Annotated in this window: 22 protein-coding genes; 16 read left to right on the top strand and 6 right to left on the bottom strand. The window is 43.5% G+C overall.

What is annotated here, in order from left to right; genetic code table 11:
* Positions 1–31 precede the first annotated feature (31 nt).
* The 11 genes from NST74_RS28495 to NST74_RS28445 all read left to right on the top strand — a co-directional run bounded on the left by NST74_RS28495 (position 32) and on the right by NST74_RS28445 (position 14,349).
* Complete coding sequence (locus NST74_RS28495) at positions 32–2,077, top strand: catalase (RefSeq protein ID WP_341115612.1); 2,046 nt, start codon at positions 32–34, stop codon at positions 2,075–2,077.
* Between the two features lie 184 nt (positions 2,078–2,261).
* Positions 2,262–3,401 (top strand): glycosyl hydrolase family 8, encoded by a 1,140-nt coding sequence (locus NST74_RS28490; RefSeq protein WP_341115611.1) that lies wholly within the window; start codon positions 2,262–2,264, stop codon positions 3,399–3,401.
* Between the two features lie 31 nt (positions 3,402–3,432).
* The gene (wsfD, locus tag NST74_RS28485) at positions 3,433–4,983 is read left to right on the top strand and encodes a glycan biosynthesis hexose transferase WsfD (protein WP_341115610.1); all 1,551 of its coding nucleotides are present in this window, start codon (positions 3,433–3,435) and stop codon (positions 4,981–4,983) included.
* Entirely contained in the window at positions 4,980–6,539 is a 1,560-nt protein-coding gene (locus NST74_RS28480; RefSeq protein ID WP_341115609.1) for a hypothetical protein, read from the top strand. Before wsfD ends, NST74_RS28480 begins: the two co-directional genes overlap by 4 nt.
* Positions 6,540–6,567: 28 nt before the next feature.
* Positions 6,568–7,818: a glycosyltransferase family 2 protein gene (locus NST74_RS28475; protein WP_042131533.1), complete on the top strand. Its 1,251-nt coding sequence runs from the start codon at positions 6,568–6,570 to the stop codon at positions 7,816–7,818.
* Positions 7,819–7,870: 52 nt separating this feature from the next.
* Positions 7,871–9,967, top strand: a complete 2,097-nt coding sequence (locus tag NST74_RS28470) for a cellulose biosynthesis cyclic di-GMP-binding regulatory protein BcsB (protein ID WP_341115608.1) — start codon at positions 7,871–7,873, stop codon at positions 9,965–9,967.
* The gene (locus tag NST74_RS28465) at positions 9,957–10,811 is read left to right on the top strand and encodes a diguanylate cyclase domain-containing protein (RefSeq protein WP_042131531.1); all 855 of its coding nucleotides are present in this window, start codon (positions 9,957–9,959) and stop codon (positions 10,809–10,811) included. Before NST74_RS28470 ends, NST74_RS28465 begins: the two co-directional genes overlap by 11 nt.
* Before the next feature lie 207 nt (positions 10,812–11,018).
* The gene (locus NST74_RS28460) at positions 11,019–11,267 is read left to right on the top strand and encodes a type B 50S ribosomal protein L31 (protein ID WP_042131530.1); all 249 of its coding nucleotides are present in this window, start codon (positions 11,019–11,021) and stop codon (positions 11,265–11,267) included.
* Positions 11,268–11,399: 132 nt separating this feature from the next.
* On the top strand, positions 11,400–11,921 hold the full coding sequence (locus NST74_RS28455) for a YcxB family protein (protein WP_042131529.1): 522 nt from the start codon (positions 11,400–11,402) through the stop codon (positions 11,919–11,921).
* An 83-nt stretch (positions 11,922–12,004) separates the two neighbouring features.
* Positions 12,005–13,579: a sensor domain-containing diguanylate cyclase gene (locus NST74_RS28450; protein ID WP_341115607.1), complete on the top strand. Its 1,575-nt coding sequence runs from the start codon at positions 12,005–12,007 to the stop codon at positions 13,577–13,579.
* A gap of 62 nt (positions 13,580–13,641) precedes the next feature.
* Complete coding sequence (locus tag NST74_RS28445) at positions 13,642–14,349, top strand: DNA alkylation repair protein (protein ID WP_341116010.1); 708 nt, start codon at positions 13,642–13,644, stop codon at positions 14,347–14,349.
* A gap of 80 nt (positions 14,350–14,429) precedes the next feature.
* Here NST74_RS28445 and NST74_RS28440 read toward each other — a convergent pair whose 3' ends face one another.
* Positions 14,430–15,470: a stalk domain-containing protein gene (locus tag NST74_RS28440; protein ID WP_042131525.1), complete on the bottom strand. Its 1,041-nt coding sequence runs from the start codon at positions 15,468–15,470 to the stop codon at positions 14,430–14,432.
* A gap of 158 nt (positions 15,471–15,628) precedes the next feature.
* Between NST74_RS28440 and NST74_RS28435 the strand changes: the two genes are divergently transcribed.
* Together NST74_RS28435 and NST74_RS28430 are read left to right on the top strand one after the other, a co-directional pair.
* Complete coding sequence (locus NST74_RS28435) at positions 15,629–18,196, top strand: DUF2339 domain-containing protein (RefSeq protein WP_341115606.1); 2,568 nt, start codon at positions 15,629–15,631, stop codon at positions 18,194–18,196.
* Between the two features lie 33 nt (positions 18,197–18,229).
* On the top strand, positions 18,230–18,943 hold the full coding sequence (locus NST74_RS28430) for an HAD family hydrolase (protein WP_341115605.1): 714 nt from the start codon (positions 18,230–18,232) through the stop codon (positions 18,941–18,943).
* 99 nt (positions 18,944–19,042) lie between these two features.
* Here the strand turns inward: NST74_RS28430 and gdhA are convergent, their stop codons facing one another.
* Entirely contained in the window at positions 19,043–20,428 is a 1,386-nt protein-coding gene (gdhA, locus tag NST74_RS28425) for an NADP-specific glutamate dehydrogenase (protein ID WP_042131522.1), read from the bottom strand.
* A gap of 238 nt (positions 20,429–20,666) precedes the next feature.
* Between gdhA and NST74_RS28420 the strand changes: the two genes are divergently transcribed.
* The 3 genes from NST74_RS28420 to NST74_RS28410 all read left to right on the top strand — a co-directional run bounded on the left by NST74_RS28420 (position 20,667) and on the right by NST74_RS28410 (position 21,754).
* A complete protein-coding gene (locus tag NST74_RS28420; RefSeq protein WP_060626091.1) occupies positions 20,667–20,945 on the top strand; it encodes a hypothetical protein in 279 nt (92 codons plus the stop codon).
* A 258-nt stretch (positions 20,946–21,203) separates the two neighbouring features.
* Complete coding sequence (locus NST74_RS28415; RefSeq protein WP_019914790.1) at positions 21,204–21,404, top strand: cold-shock protein; 201 nt, start codon at positions 21,204–21,206, stop codon at positions 21,402–21,404.
* A gap of 119 nt (positions 21,405–21,523) precedes the next feature.
* On the top strand, positions 21,524–21,754 hold the full coding sequence (locus NST74_RS28410) for a cold-shock protein (RefSeq protein WP_042131520.1): 231 nt from the start codon (positions 21,524–21,526) through the stop codon (positions 21,752–21,754).
* 104 nt (positions 21,755–21,858) lie between these two features.
* Here NST74_RS28410 and NST74_RS28405 read toward each other — a convergent pair whose 3' ends face one another.
* The 4 genes from NST74_RS28405 to NST74_RS28390 all read right to left on the bottom strand — a co-directional run bounded on the left by NST74_RS28405 (position 21,859) and on the right by NST74_RS28390 (position 24,235).
* The gene (locus NST74_RS28405; RefSeq protein ID WP_341115604.1) at positions 21,859–22,320 is read right to left on the bottom strand and encodes a VOC family protein; all 462 of its coding nucleotides are present in this window, start codon (positions 22,318–22,320) and stop codon (positions 21,859–21,861) included.
* Between the two features lie 44 nt (positions 22,321–22,364).
* Positions 22,365–22,832, bottom strand: coding sequence for a VOC family protein (locus tag NST74_RS28400; protein WP_341115603.1), 468 nt, complete (start codon positions 22,830–22,832; stop codon positions 22,365–22,367).
* Positions 22,829–23,392 carry an NADPH-dependent FMN reductase gene (locus tag NST74_RS28395; RefSeq protein ID WP_341115602.1) on the bottom strand — a complete coding sequence of 188 codons (564 nt, stop codon included), beginning with the start codon at positions 23,390–23,392 and terminating at the stop codon, positions 22,829–22,831. Before NST74_RS28395 ends, NST74_RS28400 begins: the two co-directional genes overlap by 4 nt.
* 150 nt (positions 23,393–23,542) lie before the next feature.
* Positions 23,543–24,235 carry a response regulator transcription factor gene (locus NST74_RS28390; RefSeq protein ID WP_341115601.1) on the bottom strand — a complete coding sequence of 231 codons (693 nt, stop codon included), beginning with the start codon at positions 24,233–24,235 and terminating at the stop codon, positions 23,543–23,545.
* Positions 24,236–24,242: the final 7 nt, after the last annotated feature.

The raw sequence follows: 24,242 nt of genomic DNA, 5'->3' as shown, positions 1-24,242 counted from the left end.
TTTACTTTACCTTCGGAAGGAGCCATTGTTAATGAGTGAACATCAAAAAGTGAACGGAAACAGCAAGAATGAGCAACTGGAACAGTTTCGCAGTAAGGATGAAGGTCACACCTTAACAACGAACCAGGGTTTAAAAGTATCAGAGGACGAGTTCTCCTTAAAGGCGGGTGATCGAGGCCCAACGTTACTGGAAGACTTTCATTTCAGGGAAAAAATGACGCATTTCGATCATGAGCGAATCCCTGAGCGAATCGTGCATGCACGTGGATTTGCTGCTCATGGTGAGTTTGAAGTATATAAATCACTGAAAGAATATACGAAGGCGAAATTCCTTCAAGATCCTTCCGTGAAGACACCGGTGTTTGTCCGATTCTCGACGGTAGCCGGATCACGGGGATCAGCTGAGACAGTGCGGGATGCCCGCGGATTCTCTACCAAATTCTATACTGAGGAAGGGAATTACGATTTAGTAGGAAATAATATGCCCGTCTTTTTTATCCAGGATGCGATCAAGTTCCCAGATTTAGTACATGCGCTTAAGCCTGAGCCGCACAATGAAATGCCTCAGGCCGCATCGGCTCACGATACCTTTTGGGATTTCATAGCCAATAACCAAGAATCGGCCCATATGGCAATGTGGCTGATGTCGGACCGTGCTATTCCACGTAGCTTCAGAATGATGGAAGGGTTTGGGGTGCATACTTTCAGGTTGATTAATGAGCAAGGAAAAGCCCATTTTGTTAAATTCCACTGGAAACCGGTGCTCGGTGTACACTCTTTGGTGTGGGACGAAGCTCAGAAAATATCAGGTGCGGACCCTGACTTTCATCGCCGTGATTTATGGGAATCGATTGAAGCCGGCAACTTTCCGGAATACGAGTTGGGCATTCAGCTTCTAAGTGAAGAAGATGAATTTAAGTTTGATTTTGACGTGCTGGATCCTACAAAGCTATGGCCAGAGGAAGATGTACCTGTACAGATTGTTGGGAAAATGACCTTGAACCGCAACGTGGATAATGTCTTCGCCGAAACGGAGCAGGTAGCTTTCCACCCTGGACATGTGGTGCCAGGTATTGATTTCACCAACGACCCACTGCTTCAAGGCAGATTGTTCTCCTATACGGACACTCAGCTGATTCGACTTGGCGGTCCGAACTTCCATGAGCTGCCGATCAATAGACCGGTGTGTCCTTTCCACAACAATCAGCGTGACGGGTATGGACGGCAGACGATTAATCAGGGTTCAGTGAGCTATCACAACAATTCCCTGGCTAAGAATACCCCTGCGCCTGCTACAGAGGCCAAGGGAGGTTATGTGCATTATCAGGAAAAGGTTGAGGGCCGTAAGGTACGTAGCCGGAGCAAAAGCTTTGAAGACCATTTTTCACAAGCCAAGCTGTTCTGGAACAGCATGAGTGCTCCAGAAAAAACGCATATTATTGAAGCCTATTCATTCGAGCTCGGGAAAGTAAAGAGTAAGTCTGTCCGGCAGCAGGTTGTAGATATGCTCGCCAACGTTACGTTAGAGCTTGCTGTGCCTGTAGCAGAAGCTATTGGGGCGACGCCACCAAAAACAGGCGGTTCCGAGGTAGCTCAAATCTCCCCGGCACTAAGTCAGGCAAATACGAAGAAGCACCCAAACACACGTAAAATAGGTGTGATTATAGGCGGCAGATTTGATGAAGACTTGGTGATGCCTGTTCTGGATACGCTTATGAGAGCCGGGATCCAGCCGGAAATAATCAGTGATAAGCTTGGATTTATTAAAGGCTCGAAGGGGACAGAGCTTGAAGTCATTCATACCTTATCCACGACAGATTCGGTGCTCTTTGATGCAATTTATGCAGCTGGTGGAAATTCGGAACATAAGAAATTCCATAAAGATACAGCGCAATTCCTGAACCAAGCCTATTCTCACTTTAAGCCCATAGCGGTGACTACTGAAAATGCTAAACTACTTGAAACGGCCGAGCATAGAAGCAGTCCGGGTGTAATCATTGGAGATGGCGGAGAGGTGTTCGCTGCCAGCCTTGTCGCGGCAATTACTGCCCATCGTTTTTGGGAATGTATGGAATGAAATGGATAAATAACTGATACAGAGGGGATATCCCGCTCGCCAGAAGGCGTAAGGATATCTTCTTCTTTGTTCAAGGATAGATACATAACGCTCACAGTTTGATTTAACATTTTGTTGTATATTACCGTTATAGATAATACTAGACAGTAAGCAGTATAGGTGAATATTAAGAGGAGGTGATCACTTGAGGAAAGTAATCATTGCTGCACTAGCGATATTTGCAGGCGTTATCGGGTTAACGGCATGCGAAAAAACGGCAGCACCAAATCCGACTAATAGTGTTCATAACAATTCTCCAGCTCCAGCAGATTCAGACAATGATACTACGGTAAACCAGACCCAGGAAGTAGCTAACCTAGAGCAGTTCATTACCTCGAAGCTCACAGGCGAGTACGGTGTATATACTAATTTTATTGAAACAGATCAGTCGGCGGAAGCGGCGAGTGGACACGAGGTTCTAAGTGAATCGGCATCTCTCCAGATGCTGGCAGCTGTGCGCAGCGGCCAACAAGAGCGATTTGTGGAACAATGGCAACTAGCTAAGCAAACCTTTGATATGAACAGCGGTTTCAGCTACCGTTACAGTCCCAAACAGCAGAAGCTATACCCCTTGAATGCTGCCGTTGATGATTTGCGCATGATTCGAGCTCTTTATGAGGCGGGCGAAAAGTTTAGTGATACACAATATACAGCTGAAGCGGATAAATATGGCGAAAGATTTTACGATTATAATGTAAAAAATGAGAAGCTTTATGATTTCTACGATATGGAATATTCTTCAACAAACACATTCGTCACTTTGTGTTATATTAATTTGGGCACTTTGCGAAAATTGTCGATTCCTAGCCAATTTAGCAAGAAGCTGACGAATGATATGAACGTAATATTGGAAAACGGATATTTATCGGATGAATTCCCCTTTTATGAGACACGGTTTAATTATGAGACCGGAAAATATAGCTCAGAAAACATCAATACAGTAGAGTCGCTTTTATCCATTCTAGCCCTAGCAGAGGTTGATCAGGAGAAATCCACCAGCATTGATTTTATCAAGCAACAGGTCGAAGCCGGAACGTTGTATGGGCAATATTCGAGAGAAGGTAAGCCGCTGAATGATATCCGTTCTACAGCCATTTATGCCATAACAGCTATGATTGGCGCAGAAATCGGCGATGAATCGCTCTACCATAAAAGTATCAAAAGAATGAACGAGTTCAGAGTAACAGATGTGGGTAGCCCACTGTACGGAGGATTCGGCGATGTGGCTAGCGGCCAAGCCTACTCTTTTGACAACTTGATGGCACTATTGGCCTATGTCTATTAACTTAAACCTAATGTATTGAAGGTGAACCTGCATGATGGACAACACGGTGAAAACACCTCTAAGGCAAAGCATAACACTTGCTAATTTTTCGGTTTCTCCTGCATTTCTTGCTGCATTTGGAGTGCTGCTTATTACCGTCATCGCGTTGTTCACAGCTCCGTATGTCGGAATGGCGGATAACGGTGACTTTTTCCGTAGCATTTATAGTAATGGACTCTATTTCAATCTGCCGGATTATGATAGTCAGTACTTTGGTTATTTTGTGAAGCAATACGGGATCTTTCAATATTTTAATGAGAATGGTGCAATGTTATTTTCCTCTCAGTCCTTATTTATCAAGCTGGCTATAGGACTTAACAAGTTGTTCTTCAGTAGTGAGGTATTCGACATCCGCTTTCAAGCCGCGATTTATACGATTCTATATGTAATCGCAATTTACTTATTAATAGAGGCTATTACATGGAAGATGTCCAGAAAACAGGGATTCATCATTGCAGGTATTGCTATTTTTATATTCGGAGATACCGGTTATACGGCTTATTTTAACTCCTTTTACGGCGAAAGCGTTGTGATGATCACGATGATCTTCATGTTCGCTTCATGGCTGATGTTATATCAAAAAAGATTCAATGACTACGCGATGCTGGCCTTATTCGTAATTAGTACGTTGATCCTGACTACTTCTAAGCAGCAGAATGCGCCAGTGGGTATGATCATTGCTCTACTGGGCTGTTCACTTTTCTGGATTCGCAGAGATAAGATCTTCCGCATCCTTACGATGGCGTCTCTTGCTCTGATGCTGTCCGCAGGTGTGTTCACGTATTTGAATATTTCAAACGAGTTCGTAAACATTAACCAGTTCCATGCTATGACCCGAGGGGTGCTGAAGGAATCACCAGATCCAGAGGCTGCTTTAAAAGCGTTAGGGATGGATGAGCAATACGCCATTCTGAAGAACAGCATTCATTATGAGAAGTACGTGACCATAGACGTAAATTCACCACTTCTCGAAGAGAATTTCTACAGTCGGTATGGATTTGTATCCATTCTTAAATATTATTTAACGAATCCGGACCAGCTTAACTCGATTCTTAATGTAGCTGCTCAAAGTGCATTCTCAATCAAACCAGCAGCCATGGGGAACTACGAGCAATCCGTTGGAAAGGAATTTCGAGCACAGAGCCACTTTTTCACCGGATATAGTCAACTGAAATTAACGCTGGCCCCGCGAACCTTTGGATTTATTTTCCTGTGGATGGTGCTTGTTATCGGTCTCTATATGCCTTCCTTTGTAAAAGCGATCAAGTCCCGTGATTTCAGAGGTATGCAGCGATTGGTATTGATTGTCGCTTCGATTGGCATTGGGCTTTCAGGTATTTTTGTGTCGATTATCGGGGCAGGCGATGCTGATATTTCCAAGCATGAGTTCTTATTTACATTATCCTTTGATTTAGTCACTTTTCTGACCCTATCCAGTGTGATTGGGCGCAGAGTTTCTAAAAACAGCAATCAGGTTAAGCAGGTTAGCAAGAACACCCCTTCTAGCCCGTATACAAAGCCTCAAAAGGATGTGAGTGTGTGAGCATCAGAGGAGTCTTAAACGGTATATTGCTACTGACGTTGACCCTGACAGCCCTGCTGGTTCCCGTTACACCTGTTCAATCTGCAGCTACGCCACAGCAGGTTCTACTGCTCTATGACAGTCTCGCTAAGGGTACAACGAAGGAAGGTAACGTGACTGAACTTCAGCGACTGCTGGCGTCCTATTCTATCAAGGTAACACTTAAGGGTCTGGATCAATATGAACAAGGGATGCTGGATCATTACTCTAAAGTGATCATGGTCCGTAATGCAGCGGATATTTTGATTACTAATAAATTTTATGTAGAGGATTGGGGGCATTATCAGGGACAGTATTTGCATATCGGATACAGCCCTCCAGCCTCGCTGAAAAAGAAGCTACAGTTAACCACTGATGTGATATATGACGGGAATGATGCGGATCTCCAGATCGGGCAGTTTTCGGAAATTCCAATTCAGGTACAGGATATGCTCTATATTGCCGGGAGTCAGGGGACAGAGTCACTCGGAAAGCTATCCTTCCAGGAAGATGGCCTGCAAGCACCCTATGCTGTGAGTAAAGGGGATGACGCGTATGTTCCGTATTTTGAACAAGGGAATGTCAGTGCGTTGGCAATGGCGTATGTTCTGAAAGACTGGCTTCATATCACGTCAACGCCTAAAGTGTATTTTGCGATCAAGGAAATCTATCCCTTCTCTGATCTGGAACTGCTGACAGAGACTGCGGAGCGGCTGTATCAAGGGGGGATTCCTTTTCTCGCAAGTATACGACCCGTGTTCAGCAATACCGATTATCCGGCCATGCAGCGTTATTTGGTAGCTATCAAAAGAGTGCAATCGAATAATGGCAGCATTCTGGTCAATGCCCCTGTTGCGATGCATTCAACGAGTACTAGTAATATGGATCATTCACTTCAAGCGAAGATGAACGCGTTCATTAATCTGCTGGTGCACAACAAAATTGGGCCGCTTGGAATCGGAGCACAGATGCACTGGGCGTATGACAAGGAATACTCGGAGGCGGGGATGGGGTTTTTCGATTCCGTGATACTGTATCCGGATGAAAATGTTGACTATATGGAGCAGAGCGACACCTCTAAGTCCTTTCCATCCTCTTTGTATAGTGTGCCGGTTGATTTTTTGCAGGGTCTGCAGACATCCAATAATGTTGTGCCAGAACTGCCGATGGATACGGTAATCACTGTAGATATGCCTAAGGATAAGGAAGAGCTTGAGGAACTGCTGAAGACGTTGGAACAATACTGGGTTTCTTTTGCAGATTATAAGCAAGAGAGGCATCAGGTTGTTACTGACGTCAATACGATCACTTCATCAGAAGGGACGATATCTATTAATGGACAGCCCTTAAGTCTAAACTATACGCCAGAAACGGTGGATAGCGATTATCGATATACAGAAGAGCAGAAGAAGAGCTTTACTACGCTTTTTAATATACAGAATCAATTCTTTATAGTTGCCATAATGATCTCTCTGCTGCTATTTGGCGGATTAATGATCATCGGATACCGAATGTATAGGAAAAAGTATTTGAAATGAGACAACTAATCGTGATTTGGAGGATCCTATGACGATTTCAGACATACTGATGGTGATTGCAGTGATCTGTATCTGGTCTCTGCTGCTGGTAAATGTGACCCTCATTATCGCAGGCTATTTATATTACATTAAATCTGAAAATGAGGAAATACCAGAGATAGCGGGCGAATATCCTTTGGTTTCAATTATGGTTCCTGCTCACAATGAGGGGGTAGTAATCTGTAAGACAGTGGAGTCTCTGCTAGCGCTTGATTATCCGGAAGATCGATATGAGATTATTGTGATTAATGATAATTCTTCTGATAACAGTGCTGAACTACTGGCGGGTATTCAAAATCGAAATCCGGGTCGCCAACTGATCGTTATTAATACAGATTCGATTACGGGTGGCAAAGGCAAATCGAATGCGCTGAATATAGGCTTCACTCATTGCAAAGGGCAGTTAATTGCGATTTATGATGCAGACAACACTCCGGAAAAAACGGCTCTACGTTATCTGGTTGCTGAGATCATGAATGATTCTAGCCTCGGAGCGGTAATTGGTAAATTTAGAACCCGTAACCGTAATGCAAGCCTACTTACCCGGTTTATTAATATTGAGACGTTATCTTTTCAATGGATGGCGCAAGCAGGACGCTGGAAGTTGTTCAAGCTATGCACCATCCCCGGCACTAATTTTATTATGCGCAGGTCTATTGTAGAAAGTATCGGCGGCTGGGATGTTAAAGCAATAGCCGAGGATACAGAAATCAGCTTCAGAATTTATATGATGGGTTATCGGATCAAGTTCCAGCCGAAATCCGTCACCTGGGAGCAGGAGCCTCAGACCTTAAAAGTCTGGTTCAAGCAGCGAACGCGCTGGGCCAAGGGCAATATCTATGTCATTGTCAAAAATATCCCCCTGCTTTTCGATAAATCCGCTGCTAAAGTCCGATTCGATATTCTTTACTTTCTAGCCATTTACTTCTTATTGCTGCTGTCGTTAATCACCTCCGATGTGCTGCTCATCCTGCATGCTTTGGGCTATGTACATACTACTATTGCTGGGCTTAGTAACTTTCTATGGTTGCTCGCCATTATTCTGTTCGTTGTAGGTACTTTTATAACGTTGACGACAGAGAAGGGCGAGATGAGCTTGTCCAATTTATGGATCGTAATGTTGATGTACATCTCCTATTGTCAGCTGTGGATGGTTGTCGCTGCTTACGGATTATATCTTTATGCCAAAGACCTCATCTTCAAAAGAGAAGCAAAGTGGTATAAGACTGAGCGCTATTAATAACGAACAAAGAAGTAATATGAGAAATATGTGATCACAGGAGAAACAGAACATGATGATGAAAAAACAAATGGTTATACTGTTGACCTGCCTCTCTCTTTTTCTAATTCAAATGAATATTGCAGCCGCTGAGACCCCACCTAAGGATACAAGATTAACATACACAACCTCTTTCACGGGGACGGATACTGCGCTAAAGGGTTCGAGTACTAAGCAGCAATATTTTGAGGTTATGGATTATTGGAATGTGGATGAGATCAGAATTAACCTGCACTTTCAAATTTCGCAAATTACCAAGGAGCAGATTTCTAGCGTTACCTTAACGCTAAATGGCAGCCCATTCTATACATTTAGACCCTCTCTAAAGAACAACGGTGAACAACAGCTGGTCCTTCAAGCCCCCAAAGAGCTGCTGAAAAAGGGGACCAATACGCTTGGCATTCAGGGCTATTTGCAGTCGAGCAATACAGATGAGCTATCTTGTACTGTCGATTATGATTATGATAATTGGCTTCGTCTGTTTAATACATCCAGCATTAACGTATTGTATACACCAAAGCCTTTGACTGGTGGGATCAGTGACTTTAGTGATCGTTTCTCTGGAATAGATACCTTAACGAAGAATCAGAGTATTCTGACCGTACCGGATAAAAGCACTGGGGCAGAATTGGAGTCGGCTACTTATGCGCTCTCCGGGCTTGTGAAGGGGAATACATTGGACAATAGAACGATTCCAATGCTTCCCTACCGGTCAGATGCGGTGAAGAATAAAGCTGCGGTTGTACTGGTAGCTATGTATGACCGGGTACCAAGTGCGCTAAAGGCTCAGCTAAGCACCTCTGAAGATTTAAGTACACATGCATTACTGCAGTTAGTGAATAAGGATACTCAGCCCACACTAGTCGTAACCTCGAAGGATGAGAACTTACTGATTAAAGCAGGCCGTTTTGTTGCGAATCAAGAGTTATTGGGTCAAATCAGCAGTGATTTAAAGGTGGTCGATGATGCTACAGAAGTATCTGCACCACCCCTTTCGATTAGCTCCAATATTACGTTTACAGAAACGGGTGATAAACTCACTGGGGCACGTCATCAGGAGCAGACCTACTTTGTTTCACTGCCCTCTAACCGCTCGATTGCAGATTCAGGCAGAATCAGATTTGATTTCCGTTATGCGCAGAATGTAGATTTCGACCGTTCATTAGTGACGGTCAGCATCAACAACACACCCATTGGCAGCAAGAAGCTGACCAAAGAGCTGGCGAATGGCGATAAGCTGGAGCTTCCAGTTCCTCAAAACTTGAATATTTCCGGTAATTTTACGGTGACAGTAGCTTTTGATTTGGAGCTGAAGGGTGCCGGATGTACCCTGGATAAGGATCAAACGCCGTGGGCTTATATCAGTAAGGATTCTGTAATGCGTCTTAATACTAAGGATCGGACGGAGCTCTTGTTTAATAACTATCCGTATCCGTTCATACGTGACGGCATTTACAATCAAGTGGCAGTTGTTCTGCCACAAGAAATGGATGATTATGCATATTTGAGTTTATCTAATGTGTTTAATCTGCTTGGAAAATACGCAAGCGGTAATACAGGGAACATTCAGTTCTACACGGATAGCGTCAGCGCAGATCATTTGAAGAATAATAATATCATCGCGATAGGCGCGTACAAGAATAATAAGATTATCCGTGATCATAATGATAAGCTCTATTTTCAATATAACGGGAGCGGATCAGCGATCCGCTCCAACGAGAAGATGAGTATTGAAGAGCAATATGGAGCGCAAATCGGAACATTGCAGTTGATTGAATCACCATTTGAGGCGGGACGAGGGTTGCTTGCTGTTACGGCAGTTGACTCTGAAGAGTACTACTTGGCGTCGAAGCTGATCGCAACAGAGCGGGACAAATGGAAGGTGTTTGGCGATGGGGTTATCGTGGATAAAGACGGTAATGTCAACGCGCACCGTTTCAAGATCATTACTGGAGCAGTAGAGGATTCCGTGGTTAAGAAAATAGCAGAACGGACAGACGTACTGAGCTTTATTATCGTAATTGTACTAGTGCTGACACTGGTGATTCTATCGCTGATCCTGCTGCTTCGTAAACATATGAAGAAACGTGGTGATAAGCGTGAGACGTAATCGCAGCGGTTTAATTTCAGATATTGCGCTCTTATCGTTCCTGGTGCTTCTATATATTTGTATTGTCTTTATTTCAGGGGCACCCGATGATTATATCCAGAATATTATCATTTTAAATGTAGCTTTTATTCTGGCGATCGTTACGTACTTTACTACGGTGACCGCAGGGTTAGTCTTGAATCTCGTGTTTATATTTGCTTACGGATTCTACACCATGTATCAGACGATATCTCTGGGAGAAACCATTGGAATGAACACGTACTTCTGGCTAATTATGACCCCATTGTTAACGGTGGTGCTATGGATATTTACATTAAGCAACCGAGAGCTACAGGCTGAGAATCAACGTTTGGAGAAAAAGACTGCCAATATGGCCATCATCGACGAGAACACAGATCTGCGAAACAGCATTTCTTTTCAGAAGGATGCCACCTTATTTACAGGCATTTCGACTCGTTATCAGATTCCACTCACACTGCTTGTAGTGAAAGTGAAATACTGGAATGAGATTAGACGTATCATTCCCGAAGATAAGCTGGCTGAGGCTATTCACGACGTGTCTCAGCTCAGTCAGGCGAGCATTCGTACCAATGATGCACTGTATTTGCTAGACAAAGATGACGCAACATGGGGCCTGCTGCTGTTCACCGATAGCGATGGAGCAAAGATTGTGATTGATCGGATTAAATTGAAGCTTCAAGAGCTTAATGACACTGAATTTGTCAAAAAGTATAAAGTCAGCCTCGGTCTTAAAATCGGTGCCGTAGAGTATCAATCGGGTACTATTGAGAATCCGCTGGATTTCATTGTTCAGGCTAAAAAACAGCTGGAGTATGATGTATAAGCTGCTTGACTTCGAGGAAATATAAGGAATATCGGATATTAGTTGACTTTATATGTCGATTTCACGTATGATGGAGCGGTGGTCTAAATCGTAAGATTTACGAATTTTCCTACGTTTATTAGGTTATACTTATATATAAACCTACAGATCATTTGGTTAATTTACCATAAAGGCTCCACTAATTTGTTCAGAAGGAGGACGATCAGAATGAGAGAAGGCATACATCCTAAGTACAACAAGGTTATTTTCATGGATGCAAGCGTAGGCTTCAAATTCCTGAGTGCATCTACAAAATCATCCAATGAAACAATGGAATGGGAAGATGGTAACACTTATCCTGTTATCCGCGTGGACGCAAGTTCCGCATCCCACCCGTTTTACACTGGTAAACAAAGAGATACAGAACAAGGCGGCCGTGTTGACAAGTTCAAACAACGTCTTGCACAAAAGAAATAAGAATCCTTACGGATTAAAAAGGGACAACCCATTTAGAAGCGATCGCTTCAGGGATGTCCCTTTTTTGTGTTCAGGCATGTTAGAATGAAATGGAATTGATAAATTTCGATAGTGGCAGGGGAGCGATCGGTAATGGAAAATGAAATAAAAGTAGATACAGTTCTTAAGAGTGAGGACGTTCAGGAGTTTAACCTATGGTTTAGCTTGAATAGTCGAATTATACTTAACTCTTTCAGTGTGGTTGCTTATTTTGTGATTTTACTGTTAATTACTAAGAATTACAGTACTACGAATATTTCAGTCCTTGCTGGGACTGCGGTGATTCTTGCTGCTGTTTTATGGTATATGACCAAATCAAGTTTAGTCAAAAAATCTAAAAAAGCTTTCGCGACAGACAGCTTGGCCCAACAGCCTCAGAGCTATTCCATATCAGACGAAGGTATAAAGTATGTATCCGAGGCGGGCTCCGGGCAAGTGAAATGGGAGGAGATACATAAAATAGGCGAAACGATGAGCTTGTTCGTGTTTTTTGTGTCTTCCAATAGAGCGCTGATTATCCCTAAGCGATATTTTCAGTCAGAACAAGATAAAACAACATTTAAGGATTTGGCCAGAAAGTATATGTTCTCTCATCGAGTGAAGTTCAAATCGTAGAATTACTGTTTTTTGTCGATTCATTTGTAGGTACGATTAGGATATAATGATAGAAGCGACTTGAAAAATAGGAGAAATATGGCATGCCGTGGATTCAAGGATATCCGTATTACTTATTAATGGGCAGTGTTCTAAGCTTTTACATGGCTATAAGCTCCTATCGACATCGGAAGTCGGCAGGAAGACGCTATCTGTGGATCTTAATGCTGCTGGTTAGCCTCATGTTTATTGCGACGGCGGGGGAGATTATGTCATCCTCTTTTCAGGCTAAGCTGTGGTGGAAGAATATGCAGCAGGCTCCGCTTTTTTTAAGTGCGCTATTTACTTATGCTGTAGTCAAAGAATATTTGTCCCCATCCACGGAACGCCTACCTATTAAGCTTGCTATTTTCTCGATTCCTATTGCTTTGGATATACTGCTTATTTTTACGGATACCTATCATCATCTAATGCGTAGTGAAGTGGGCATCGCCACTGTTGCGGGTGTTAGTGGAATTACTGTAAAGCCTACGCTCCTTAGCATGGCTTTTATTGCTTATGATCAGCTTTTTGGTCTGTATGCGGTCTGCTTGCTGGCTCTTTCCTTGATCAATAGACCGAGAGCCTTTTTGCGGCGTTCTTTCCTGCTGCTGGCTGGGCTGCTTGTTCCGGTTGTTTCCGTTTTTTTACTTCCTCTCTTGAAGATCACGCTTACAGGCTTTACAGCCTTCACTTATTTACCCGCAATTATAGCGGCTTATTTGTGTCTGTTCATTGACCCCAAATCTACGGTCTACCCTTTAACTAAAATTAAAATCTTAGAGCATATGAAAGACGGCGTAGTTCTAACAGATCAGAAGGATAGAATCATTGGTATAAATGAGGCTGCGACCTCCATATTATTGGAGATTACCGGGATATTGAATGAGACCTGGCTGGGGAAGGATATTGATCTTTTTATGAGGGATCACGAGGATATCAGCGCTCATTATAGCCAAAGAACCGAAGGGCAGTTTGAGATTGAATGTACTGGAATGAGAGAGATTTGTTATGGCGTTTCTTTAATTGCGACGGAGCATCGGGCAACAGAGAACAAGGGGATGCTGATCGTTTTTAGTGACCATAGTGAAAAGAAGCGGTATGAACGTGAACTGCTCTTTCAAGCTACAGTAGATGATTTGACTGGACTTTATAATCGCAGGCATTTTATGAAAATGGTGCAAAATCAAACGATTCCGGACGGATTAGGACTGGCACTGTTATTATTCGACATCGATGATTTTAAATTAATTAATGATACTTATGGTCATCTGGCGGGAGATCAAGCTTTAGTTGATTTTTCGAATAAAATACTTCAGGTATACCAAGATAAAGGCATTGCCGGAAGGGTCGGCGGCGAGGAATTTGCCGTATGTTTTTTTGCTGAGGATAAACGCGCAGCACTGAAGGAAGCCGAAGATTTTCGTACGACGATGAGTGGTTACACCATAATTTTGAACGAATATGATAGTGTTCACCTTACCGCAAGTATTGGCATTTCTTTTACAGAGCGTAGAGAAGTGACCTTTGAAGATTTATATCGAGAAGCCGATGAAGCGTTATATCGTTCTAAGAATACGGGCAAGAATAGAGTGACGCTGGGTCGTGAACCTGTCTTAAGAGAAGCGGTGAAGGGCTAGGGAACATCGAGAAGCCAGATCTGCGTGCTGAGCAACGAAGAAGAAAGGGTGTCCTAATGAATCTGACAATTAATGAAGTGATGAGTAAGCTTGAGGAAATGGGTACAGAGCAGACAAAGCGTACCTTTATACGACATGGTGCTAAGGAGCCTTTATTCGGAGTAAGAATTGGGGACATGAAGAAGCTGGTGAAGGATATCAAGAAAGACCAAAGTCTGGCTCGCGCATTGTATCAGACGGGTAATTATGATGCGATGTATTTAGCAGGACTTACAATTGACCCCAAGACGCTTACGAAGGAAGAGCTTCAAAGCTGGGTAGAGGCAGCTTACTGCTCTGCTTTAGCGGAATATACGGTAGCCTCTGTCGCCGCAGAGAGTCCATTCGCATTGGAGCTCGCCAGAGAGTGGATTCGTTCCTCGGATGAAATGGTGGCTACTTGCGGCTGGAGTACTTATGGAAATTACATTTCAGTTACGCCGGATGATCTGCTGGACATCGCTGAGATCAGAGAGCTACTACAACAAATACAAACAACCATTCATCAGGAACGGAATCGAGTTCGTTACACGATGAATATGTTTGTAATTATTGCCGGCAGCAGCGTAACACAACTGTATGATGAGGCCACGCAGATTGCTGCAAGCATTGGAAAGGTCCAAGTACATATGGGACCAACCGCATGTAAAGTACCACTCGCTGTAGACTATATTGCTAAGGTTGAACAGGCTGGAAAGCTTGGTGTGAAGAAGAAGACTTGTATTTGTTAAAATATAAGAAAGCAAGATACAATCGAATCGTCAAAAAGGCCAGTTCACTTAATCTGAGAACTGGCCCTTTTTATATAGTCTTATTGTTGAGCGGAATCTACTACGACTTTAACAGCAGTGCCAATGGGTGGCAGGCTCTTAGTCAGCATAGGGCTGTAGAATCCTATAACTTTTGCACCTTTTACAAGCTCACTGCTGTTTACAGCTTTGCCATCAGGGTTCATTAGCACAGTATCTTTACTAATGCGAAGGACTACTTCTTTTTGTGACTGTTCGCTAAGACCATTGCCTTTAACGGTGATGCTGATGTTTCCTTCATCGTCTTTTTGAACTTCTTCAATGGCACCAGCAGTGCCCAGAAGATCATTTTGTTTCTGTTCATCTAGAACAGTGATTTTGTAAGTTGGAGTTTGCGGCGGCAAGCTCATGGTCATGATCATGGAATGCTCAGCTTTTACGGTCATACCGATCTGAAGATCTTTCAGTGCAAGCTTAGTACCGTCTGCCATTTCGATAGTCGTATCTTCACCTACATTCAGTACGATGCCATCTGTGCCAACACCTTGAATCTGAACGGATTGGAATTTACCCTCATTATTGACAGCTGTAATCACGCCAGTCTTGGTCATGTGCTCTTGCTGATTAGCATCAGTGATCACGATGGAATCTCCCTTCACTGTCATGTTGTGGTGGATAATTTCACTTACAAAGGAAGCTGGAACATACAAAATGGAGTTAACCAATTGTGGTGCAGTTCCAAGCGTAGTGTTCATTTTATTGATGCTATAGCGATCTTCTCCGGCTTTTACTGTAGTGAATACAGCACCATTGATAAGATCAACGGATTTAGTTTGTCCATTCCAAGTTAATTCGAAGCCGAGTGCTTCACTAACCGAACGAAGTGGCACCATAGGCTCTTTTCCATTTGTAGTCTGAAAGCCAGTTTCCTTCAGAGTGGAACCGTTGATTTCAATTGCAAACGTCTTTTGATTAGCGTTAACAGAGGTTTGAGTAGCATCATTTTTTGCAGAAGTTGTGGTTGGTGCGGCATAAGCTGCTCCTGTTGAAAGTGCTAGGGACAAAGTTAAGAGAACCATACTTGTTTTTAAGGTGTTGTTCATAGTTGTGAGCTCCTTTTTAAGTTGATTTGTTAGTGTTGTTATTATCTAGACGGGGCATCTCTCCAATATGTTGCAGCTTTTTTGTATAAAAAGAGCAAGAGACCTTTCCGTTTGTAGTAAAATGGAAATATTAACAATCGCTCACATTAGGAGGCGCTATGGAGTCATTCAAAGATCGACTTAGATTTATGAAGGTCCAGCAGGACGGGCTTATTAAAGAATATGAAGCTCTGATTGCAGAATATGAAAGTCACGATCTGGTCAATGAGAATGAACACTTGAAGAAGCAACATGAGAAACATAAGCTTGCTTTAGTTGAGTTAAAGACTCAGGTAGGGAAGCTTCAAGAAGAGAATACCGAGCTAAAAATTACACTAACGGAACAAATCTTAAATGAGAAGCTTGGCATTCTTAGCTTGTCGAGACAGAAGCTGCAGACTTATTTTGCCTCTAAAAGCCTTGCCCATACAGACCGGCTGACGGCTTTTGAAATGGAGACGAAGCGTCGCATTCAGCAGCTGTACCAAACAGCTGCGAGGCAACTCGGGGAGAATAAAGTAGAGTTATCCAGCCGGATTGGAGCGTTGTCGGCGGAGTTGAATGAGCGTGTACTAGCGCAGCGACAAAAGCTGAGGGAATCCGAAATTCATCAGAACGCTAGCATGGATAACGGATTACATGATTTTGCCTCAGAAGAGATCAGTGAAGAAGTATTGGAGCGTCGAAGAAAACAAAATCAGATCGAAATGAAGATTGGACTTGGCTGGATTAACAAACTTGGGATCCTGCTGCTGATTTTGGCTGTGGGAGCGGCATTCAGATATTCCTATTCCAACTGGTTCACAGGTTATATGAAGGGGAGCGCCTTTTTTCTATTAGGATTACTGATGTTAGGGGGCGGGGAGTGGCTGTATCGCAAAGGAAAAGGGACGTTCGCTTTAGGGCTGCTTGGCGGCGGAATTTCAGTGCTGTACGGCTCTGTGTTCTATAGCTATTTTTTACTGGATATTATCAGTATTTATGTAGGGCTATCCTTATCCGTACTCATCACTTTAACTGCTGTACTTCTGTCTCTAAGGTATGAATCACGAAGTATTTGTGCTTTGGGCTTAATCGGAGGGTATTTGCCACTATACTCTTATTTGGGGGCATTCGGTCTTTCGGGCAATGCGGTTTACGTGGCGATGGGTTACTTGTTTCTATTAAACTTGTTCATTCTATTGATCTCCTTCCGCAAACGTTGGAACGTTGTCAATTATATCAGTTACTTATTTAATACACCTTCCATGCTGATATTAATAGCGTTATCGGATAGCAACGGAGTGAATATGATTTATGCGGTGCTGACTTTTGCCATGTATTTGGGCATTACGTTATGGTACCCGTTCAAGTATCGCTCCAAGCTGTCTTGGTGGGATTTCTCTCTATTAGGATGCAATACGTTTATTAGCTGTCTCACCTTGTATCTTCTATTCCTGGATGCAGGGCTGAAGGATTACAACGGTGCGCTGGCGCTGGTCTTCTGTCTGCTGTATCTGGGGCTTGGACGAGGAATCCAGAAGCTAATGCCACAGGAAAAAGAAAGCATGTTGCTGTTCTACGCTACTTCGTTGACCTTCGGGATTCTAATGATTCCTTTCCAATTCGGAGCGGCTTGGTGGTCCATTGGCTGGTTGATTGAAGGCGTCGTGCTTACCTTGTTTGGTAATCTGAATCGGTTTAAGGGGATGGAAAAGGCAGGCTGGGGTATTTTGACGCTGTGCCTTGTGGTATTCTTCGGATTAAATGTACCGATGCAGTTAGATATAGCCAATGAATGGATGAATTCTGCAGACGCTTATTTTCCGCTAAAATATTTCTTCATTACTGCAGGCATGCTGATTATCGCCGTATGGTATGCCGTTCAACATAACCGCAAGGATGCTCTGCAGCGCAGTGAGCCTTACGAAATCACCTTAGCCCTATGGTTTAAATACGCAGCGTTATTGAATTTCTGGATCTATGGATTGTATGAATCGAGAAGACTGTATCGTCTGGCAGTACCGGAGGATTTCTCACATAGAGCCTTCTATAATTTGCTGCTGTCTGCTCTGTTAACTATTGTTCTAGCCTATGTATTGCCGAAGGTGAAGGTGCTGTATGACACCATCGTTAAATATTTTGTGAGACTTCTCTTTGGGATAGGTTATGCTATTTGCTTGGTGATTACAGTGGGCTTGCCAAGTCTGCAGAATGATATTGCACGTAATACTGGGGCTGATTATATCGCGCTGAGTGTACTTATCATTTTTAATATCTTCGTATGGTTTAGCGGACGTGATCTGCTGATCGCCGTGCTTAAACGTGAGTATAAAAGTATGGAGATTTATCCTGTCTTCATGGGAGTGTATCTACTCGGAATCATCACCGCTTTTCTAGGGGTACAGCTGCAATTGAGTGATGCGGGATTAATATTTAGTCTCGTTTATCTATTAATAGCAGTTCTGTTCATCATGTACGGCTTCCGCAAAAGATATGTGTACATCCGACGCTTCGGTCTTGGATTAACATTAATGGCAACAGGTAAGCTGCTGCTATACGATCTGGGACTACTAAATACCGGAAGTAAAATCATCGCTTATGCCAGCTTTGGAATTTGCCTGCTTGGCATCTCCTATCTTTATCAAAAGGTATCGAACAAAATGGAGGAGGGGCAGGCAGCAACGGAGAATGTGACTAAGGGGTAGACTACCAAGTGAACCATAGGAAGGAAGACGGGGATGTATCAGACTTATATTTTCGATCTGTACGGTACACTAATTGATATTAAGACAGATGAGGAACATTCTGAGGTCTGGGGACGGCTGGCGCTCCATTTTGGATACCAGGGACTCTCTATATCAGGGGGAGAATTGCAAGAACGCTTTCTACAGGAGCGGGATCTTCAGCTAAGTGAAGCCGCACGGAGCTGTGAGTATCCGGATTTCGTAATGGAGGAAGTGTTTCGGTCTGTGGCCCGTCAACTAGGCGGAGAACCGGATCAAGCATGGTTATATGAAACCGTTAGATGGCTGCGGACATTATCGATGGTCCATATCTCTCTATATGACGGTGTGGCTGAAATTCTACACACGTTAAGAGAACGTGGCAAAAAAGTATTCCTGCTCTCCAACGGGCAGAAGACTTTCATTGAAGCAGAATTAACTATGCTCGGAATCATCCATCTATTCGATGGCATTGCGATCTCTTCGGAAGCAGGGGTGAGTAAGCCTGATCCGCTATTTTACAGCTACTTAGTCGACAAATATGAAGCGGATTTGAGCTCAACTATTATGATTGGAAATGATCCTCGTACGGATATTGAGGGTGCTCTGAAGGTAGGCATAGATTCCTGCTATACACACACGGCTTCTTCGCCTTCTAATATGGTTGTGAAGAGTACGTATTCTATATGGGATGGCGATTTGCGGCTAATCCCAGGTTGGAATTCATAGTTGTACAAAAAAGTCCCCGTACCCGGCTGCTTATTCACCGGTTACGGGGACTTCGTATATCGGACGTTTAGGATTGCAACGCCGTTTGTTTATGCTTGATTAGATTACGCCTTCAGCCAACATAGCATCGGCTACTTTTTTGAATCCAGCGATGTTCGCTCCTGCAACGAGGTTGCCGGACTGTCCATACTGTTCGGATGCATCTACAGATTGTTGATAGATGGAAACCATGATCTCATGCAGCTTCGTATCAACTTCTTCAAAGCTCCAAGACATACGCATGCTGTTTTGTGCCATTTCAAGCGCAGATACAGCTACGCCGCCAGCGTTAGCAGCTTTGGCAGGTGCGAATAGCACACCAGCTTGTTGGAACTGATGAATAGCTTCGAGGGTGGATGGCATGTTGGCACCTTCGCCTACTGCTTTAACACCGTTCTCAATTAGTTTCAAAGCCATGGTTTCATCAATCTCATTCTGAGTAGCACTCGGAAGGGCGATATCACAAGGAATAGTCCAAATTTGCGTGGAGTCTTCGGTGTACACAGCGTTAGGGTGTTCATTCACATACTCGCTAATCCGTTTTCTTTCCACTTCTTTCAGGCGGCGGACAGTTTCGAGGTTTATGCCGTTTTCGTCATAGATATATCCAGCGGAGTCACTACAAGCTACGACTGTTGCACCTAGCTGAACTGCTTTTTCAATCGCATAGATCGCTACGTTACCAGAACCGGAAACAACAACGCGGCTTCCTTCAAAGGAAAGGCCTTTTGCTTTTAGCATCTCGTTTACGAAATAAACTGTTCCGTAACCAGTAGCCTCCGTCCGAGCTTGACTTCCGCCGTAACCAATACCTTTACCAGTCAATACGCCAGCCGGATATCCTCCGCGGATCCGCTTGTATTGTCCGTACATGTAGCCAATCTCACGACCACCTACACCGATATCTCCTGCAGGAACATCTTGGTCAGGACCGATGTAATTTTGCAATTCAGTCATGAAGCTTTGTGCAAAACGCATGATTTCGCCTTCGGATTTCCCTTTAGGATCAAAGTCTGATCCGCCTTTACCTCCGCCGATGTGTTGGCCGGTAAGAGCATTTTTGAAGATTTGCTCGAACCCGAGGAATTTGATGATACTAGCATTAACGGATGGGTGAAAACGAAGTCCGCCTTTGTAAGGTCCGATTGCACTACTGAACTGTACACGATACCCACGGTTCACTCTTACTTTGCCTTGATCATCCGTCCAAGGTACGCGGAACATAATCAAACGTTCTGGTTCGACCAATCTTTCCAGAATGGCATTTTCCTGATACTTAGGTTCAGCAGCGAGGATCGGAAGCAAAGATTCGAGGATTTCCTTTACAGCCTGATGGAATTCGGGCTCAAAAGGATTGCGTGCAACAACCTGTGCGTACACGTCTTCGATATAACGATGTGCCTTGTTGCTGTTTGTGTCTAATTGCTGGGTAGATACTGAGCTCATGAATTCAACCGCCTTTTCTAGTATTCAATTTGGTCCAACACTTTTTTTATATTTTGGCACAAGTCAATGTTCCTCACAACTGTTTTTATTAAATAACTTACTTGAAGTGGAACGTTTTTTAGACTATGGTGTTATGAAATATGTTAAAAAAGCTTGCTGTACTTCGTGTAATGACGCGTTAAAGCGCGAAATATGCTAAAATGATGTGTAATAATTGTAGGGAGATGAAATATAAAAAATGAGTGACAAATTAAACGAGCAGGAATTAGTAACCGTATTATCTGCCAAAACTAAAGTAGATCCTAAATTAATACGTTTAGTATTAAAGCATGAACAGACCTTTATCAATAACGCCAAGGCCAATGCCAAAGGTGAGGTAGACATCGATAATGATGATCTGGTTGACTATGTTGTTGCCCAGCGCGATGTGAAGCTGGATGAAATCACAGTTGAGACGATTCTTGATGCGGAGATGGATTACTTAATGGATAAAGGTTTGGCAGGATATATCGATTAACCCTTGCATATGTCCGGCTTTAAAGCCATTTGTTCAAGAGGGTATAGAGCCGGAATGAAAAAAATAGGCATTTGCATTGCGTTTAGTGATTTAGTGTGGTACAATGAAATTAATCATAAATTTAACCCTTAATTCACATATTGTAAAAGGTTATCATTTGTGCGTATGAGTCCTTTTCCAATGTGTGAATTTTTATTTGTTCGTACACTACGTAGGAATAAAAGGACATGTGTTAAATAAAATATTGGAGGTAATATCATGCAAACAGGTACAGTTAAATGGTTTAATGCAGACAAAGGATTTGGTTTTATCGAGGTTGAAGGTGGAAGCGACGTATTCGTACACTTCTCCGCAATCACAGGCGACGGATTTAAATCTTTGGACGAAGGCCAACGCGTTGAGTTCAACGTAACTCAAGGCGCTCGTGGACCACAAGCCGAAAACGTTGTAAAACTGTAATTCGAAAATTAGGCTGCCCTTAACACAAGTTGAGGGCAGCTTTTTTATTTTTTTAACATATGAATCTGCCCCTAATAGGGTGGCGAAATCGTCTCGATTCGATCCAAGGAGGGGTATTTATGTATTTTCGTAAAAAAGCACTGGAGGATCTTCCACAGGAAGACACAGCCATTTGGTCTTGTACCAAGGAAGGTTGCACCGGTTGGATGCGCGATAATTTTGCATTTCAGTATGTACCTACCTGCTGGCAATGTAACTCTCCCATGACTAGAAGTATGAAGATACTGCCAATGCTTGTGAACACGAATTCAGATATGAAGGCTATGAAGAAAGGCATCACGATTAAGTAACAGCCTTTACTAAAACCATGCTAGAGATGGTTAAATAGAAGCAGCTAACATACTCAAACAGCTGGACCCTTGATGGTGGGCAGCTGTTTTTTTGTTGGAGTATTTTATTTCTGATCGAGCAATTTCTCCCACTCTGTTAAGGTGATATTCTCTGAGATATGCTTCAAATGTTCAGGGACCTCTACGTGGCACATGAATTCTAAGCTGTTGCCGTCCGGGTCGTTGAAGTATACAGAGGCATTTCCTTGATAAGCTCGGATAAATGGCTCAACGGAAGTTCGATTACGGAACGGAACAGCATCTACTCCAATGGATTCCAGCCATTGCAGGGATTGCTTCAAATCCTCATAAGTTACGCGAAAGGCTATATGCCGTAAGGATGGATGGTATGGCGTTTCTACTTCCTTTCCTTCCCAAATGCCAATCCAGCTCCGACCTTCCTCAATCCAGAAAAATGCAGTTTCTTCATCTCGACAAGCCATTTTTAATCCCAATTTCTCATAAAATTCGATAGATACCTCAAGATTACTCACTGGTAAATGTGCTTCATATAGTCCTTTAATCATGTTCTTGTCTCCTTTTGCAGGCTTAGCCTGTATCTTATTTATAACTACCAGGTTCTTTCGTGCGCGATTTCCCATTCACTCCATGGTACGATTCCTAGCTCAGGTCTGGGCAGATCAGGCAGTACGGCTAGAAACTCTAAGGAATGACCATCTGGATCTCTGAAATACACGGATACGGCTGGCATCCAGCCGAATACATATAACTGCTCCTTCTCATCATCCAGGAAGTTGGAGGTTTCAATCCCCTTGGCCTTCAGATAGGATACCGACTGCTTCAAATCCTCAAGCGTTACTTGAAAAGCAAAGTGCTGACGTACGACCTCGGAAGGTGCCTTCTCCCAAATTCCGAGCATGGCCTGATTACGATCTTCTCCAATCCAGTAAAATCGCCGCTTGCGGCCTTCAGTATTCTCCGAATGGGCTAAGGGTAGTCCCAGAACATGTTCATAGAAATGAGAAGATTGTTCAAGGTTAGTCACGTTCAGATGGGTTTCAAACAGTCCTTTGATCATAGGGCGGCACCTGCCGGGCTATTGATTTTGCGAGCTAAATTTAGGAATGATTCTAAGACTAGACGAATGCGATCTTCAATCTCTTGGCCGCTCTCGTACCCATCGTATCCAAGCTCGAAGCGCTTACGCTGCATCCCGCCGATGGAAATCCAATCGGGTGTATTAATTCCATGTAGGTTGCGTACAACCGCCTGTAATTGAAGCAATGAGCTTACACCTACAGCTCCGCCTGCAGAACTGGCGGACAGTACCACTTTGCCGTTGAAATGGGTCTGGCCTAGATGGTCCAGCGCATTTTTCATCACACCACTCATGGAGCCGTGGTATTCCGGGGTGATTAGGATGATTGCGTTCGCGCTTAGCATCTCTTGATGGAGGGCGCTTAAATGCTCATGCTCTGGGTGGGACTCATCTGGTGAATAAAAGGGGAGCGGGCGTTTGTGGAGATCGAACAGGGTGACTTTTTCACCTTGCTGATTAATAAAGTGTGCGGCATGCTCTGCCAGCTTTGTGCTGGTCGCCTCTTTTCGATTACTGCCTGTCAGGATCATCACTTTCATCTGTATCCACTCCTATAAGGTGATTGCTATACACCAATGATAGCTGAATCGGCATTTATTGAAATCAGCACATGGAATGAACCTGCATAGCAAAGACGCTCAGCCATTGTGCTGAACGTCTAAGACTAAAGTTGTAGATGAGCTGAGTCGCTATGAGCTGTAGCCGTTTTTTAATGCAAAAATAGCAGCCTGAGTCCGATCTGATAAGTTTAGCTTTCCGAGTACATGGCTGACATGTGTTTTAACGGTCTTTTCGGTGATGACCAGCTTGCTGGCAATCTCTTTGTTACTCATGCCGAGTGCAATTAGATCTAATACTTCTTGCTCGCGTGGAGTAAGGAGCTCTAATCCGGTGATAACAGCTAGTGTTGTATTTGGGTCATTTGGATCTGAAGTACGGACTTCCAATTGCTCTAGTGTAGAAGTTGCCATTAGATTCATCAGCTGACTGGCAGCCTCGGAATGTAGCTCGACTTGCCCGTTATGTACTTTGCGGATAGCGACTACCAGCGCTTCTGGTTCTATATCTTTAAGTAAATAGCCTTTAATCCCTACGCGGACTGCTGGCAGTACATGATCCTGATCCGAAAATGAGGTCAACACAATGACCTTGACCTGCGGATGGGAGATCCGCAGTGCTTGAGCGGTCTCAATGCCGTCCATAATGGGCATATGCAAATCCATTAATATAACATCCGGATTCAATTCGGCGGTTCTTTCTAACGCTTCACGGCCGTTGGAGGCTTCACCTATAACCTTGATATCAGGTTGTGTGGAGAGAAACACCTGCAGCCCACGGCGTACCATTGCATGGTCGTCTACTAATAATAAGTTTATCGTCATTTATTGA

It is taken from the genome of Paenibacillus sp. FSL F4-0125 (assembly GCF_038008565.1).
GTDB lineage: Bacteria > Bacillota > Bacilli > Paenibacillales > Paenibacillaceae > Paenibacillus_AQ.
This window is presented reverse-complemented; position numbering and strand designations above follow the sequence as displayed.

Bases quoted from the DNA above. Each gene is read 5' to 3' on its own strand.
- gdhA (WP_042131522.1), bottom strand. From the start codon at position 20,428: ATGAGCTCAGTATCTACCCAGCAATTAGACACAAACAGCAACAAGGCA.
- NST74_RS28420 (WP_060626091.1), top strand. From the start codon at position 20,667: ATGAGTGACAAATTAAACGAGCAGGAATTAGTAACCGTATTATCTGCC.
- NST74_RS28470 (WP_341115608.1), top strand. From the start codon at position 7,871: ATGATGATGAAAAAACAAATGGTTATACTGTTGACCTGCCTCTCTCTT.
- NST74_RS28495 (WP_341115612.1), top strand. From the start codon at position 32: ATGAGTGAACATCAAAAAGTGAACGGAAACAGCAAGAATGAGCAACTG.
- NST74_RS28455 (WP_042131529.1), top strand. From the start codon at position 11,400: ATGGAAAATGAAATAAAAGTAGATACAGTTCTTAAGAGTGAGGACGTT.
- NST74_RS28460 (WP_042131530.1), top strand. From the start codon at position 11,019: ATGAGAGAAGGCATACATCCTAAGTACAACAAGGTTATTTTCATGGAT.
- NST74_RS28440 (WP_042131525.1), bottom strand. From the start codon at position 15,470: ATGAACAACACCTTAAAAACAAGTATGGTTCTCTTAACTTTGTCCCTA.
- NST74_RS28405 (WP_341115604.1), bottom strand. From the start codon at position 22,320: ATGATTAAAGGACTATATGAAGCACATTTACCAGTGAGTAATCTTGAG.
- NST74_RS28415 (WP_019914790.1), top strand. From the start codon at position 21,204: ATGCAAACAGGTACAGTTAAATGGTTTAATGCAGACAAAGGATTTGGT.
- NST74_RS28400 (WP_341115603.1), bottom strand. From the start codon at position 22,832: ATGATCAAAGGACTGTTTGAAACCCATCTGAACGTGACTAACCTTGAA.
- NST74_RS28450 (WP_341115607.1), top strand. From the start codon at position 12,005: ATGCCGTGGATTCAAGGATATCCGTATTACTTATTAATGGGCAGTGTT.
- NST74_RS28435 (WP_341115606.1), top strand. From the start codon at position 15,629: ATGGAGTCATTCAAAGATCGACTTAGATTTATGAAGGTCCAGCAGGAC.
- wsfD (WP_341115610.1), top strand. From the start codon at position 3,433: ATGATGGACAACACGGTGAAAACACCTCTAAGGCAAAGCATAACACTT.
- NST74_RS28390 (WP_341115601.1), bottom strand. From the start codon at position 24,235: ATGACGATAAACTTATTATTAGTAGACGACCATGCAATGGTACGCCGT.
- NST74_RS28475 (WP_042131533.1), top strand. From the start codon at position 6,568: ATGACGATTTCAGACATACTGATGGTGATTGCAGTGATCTGTATCTGG.
- NST74_RS28395 (WP_341115602.1), bottom strand. From the start codon at position 23,392: ATGAAAGTGATGATCCTGACAGGCAGTAATCGAAAAGAGGCGACCAGC.
- NST74_RS28430 (WP_341115605.1), top strand. From the start codon at position 18,230: ATGTATCAGACTTATATTTTCGATCTGTACGGTACACTAATTGATATT.
- NST74_RS28410 (WP_042131520.1), top strand. From the start codon at position 21,524: ATGTATTTTCGTAAAAAAGCACTGGAGGATCTTCCACAGGAAGACACA.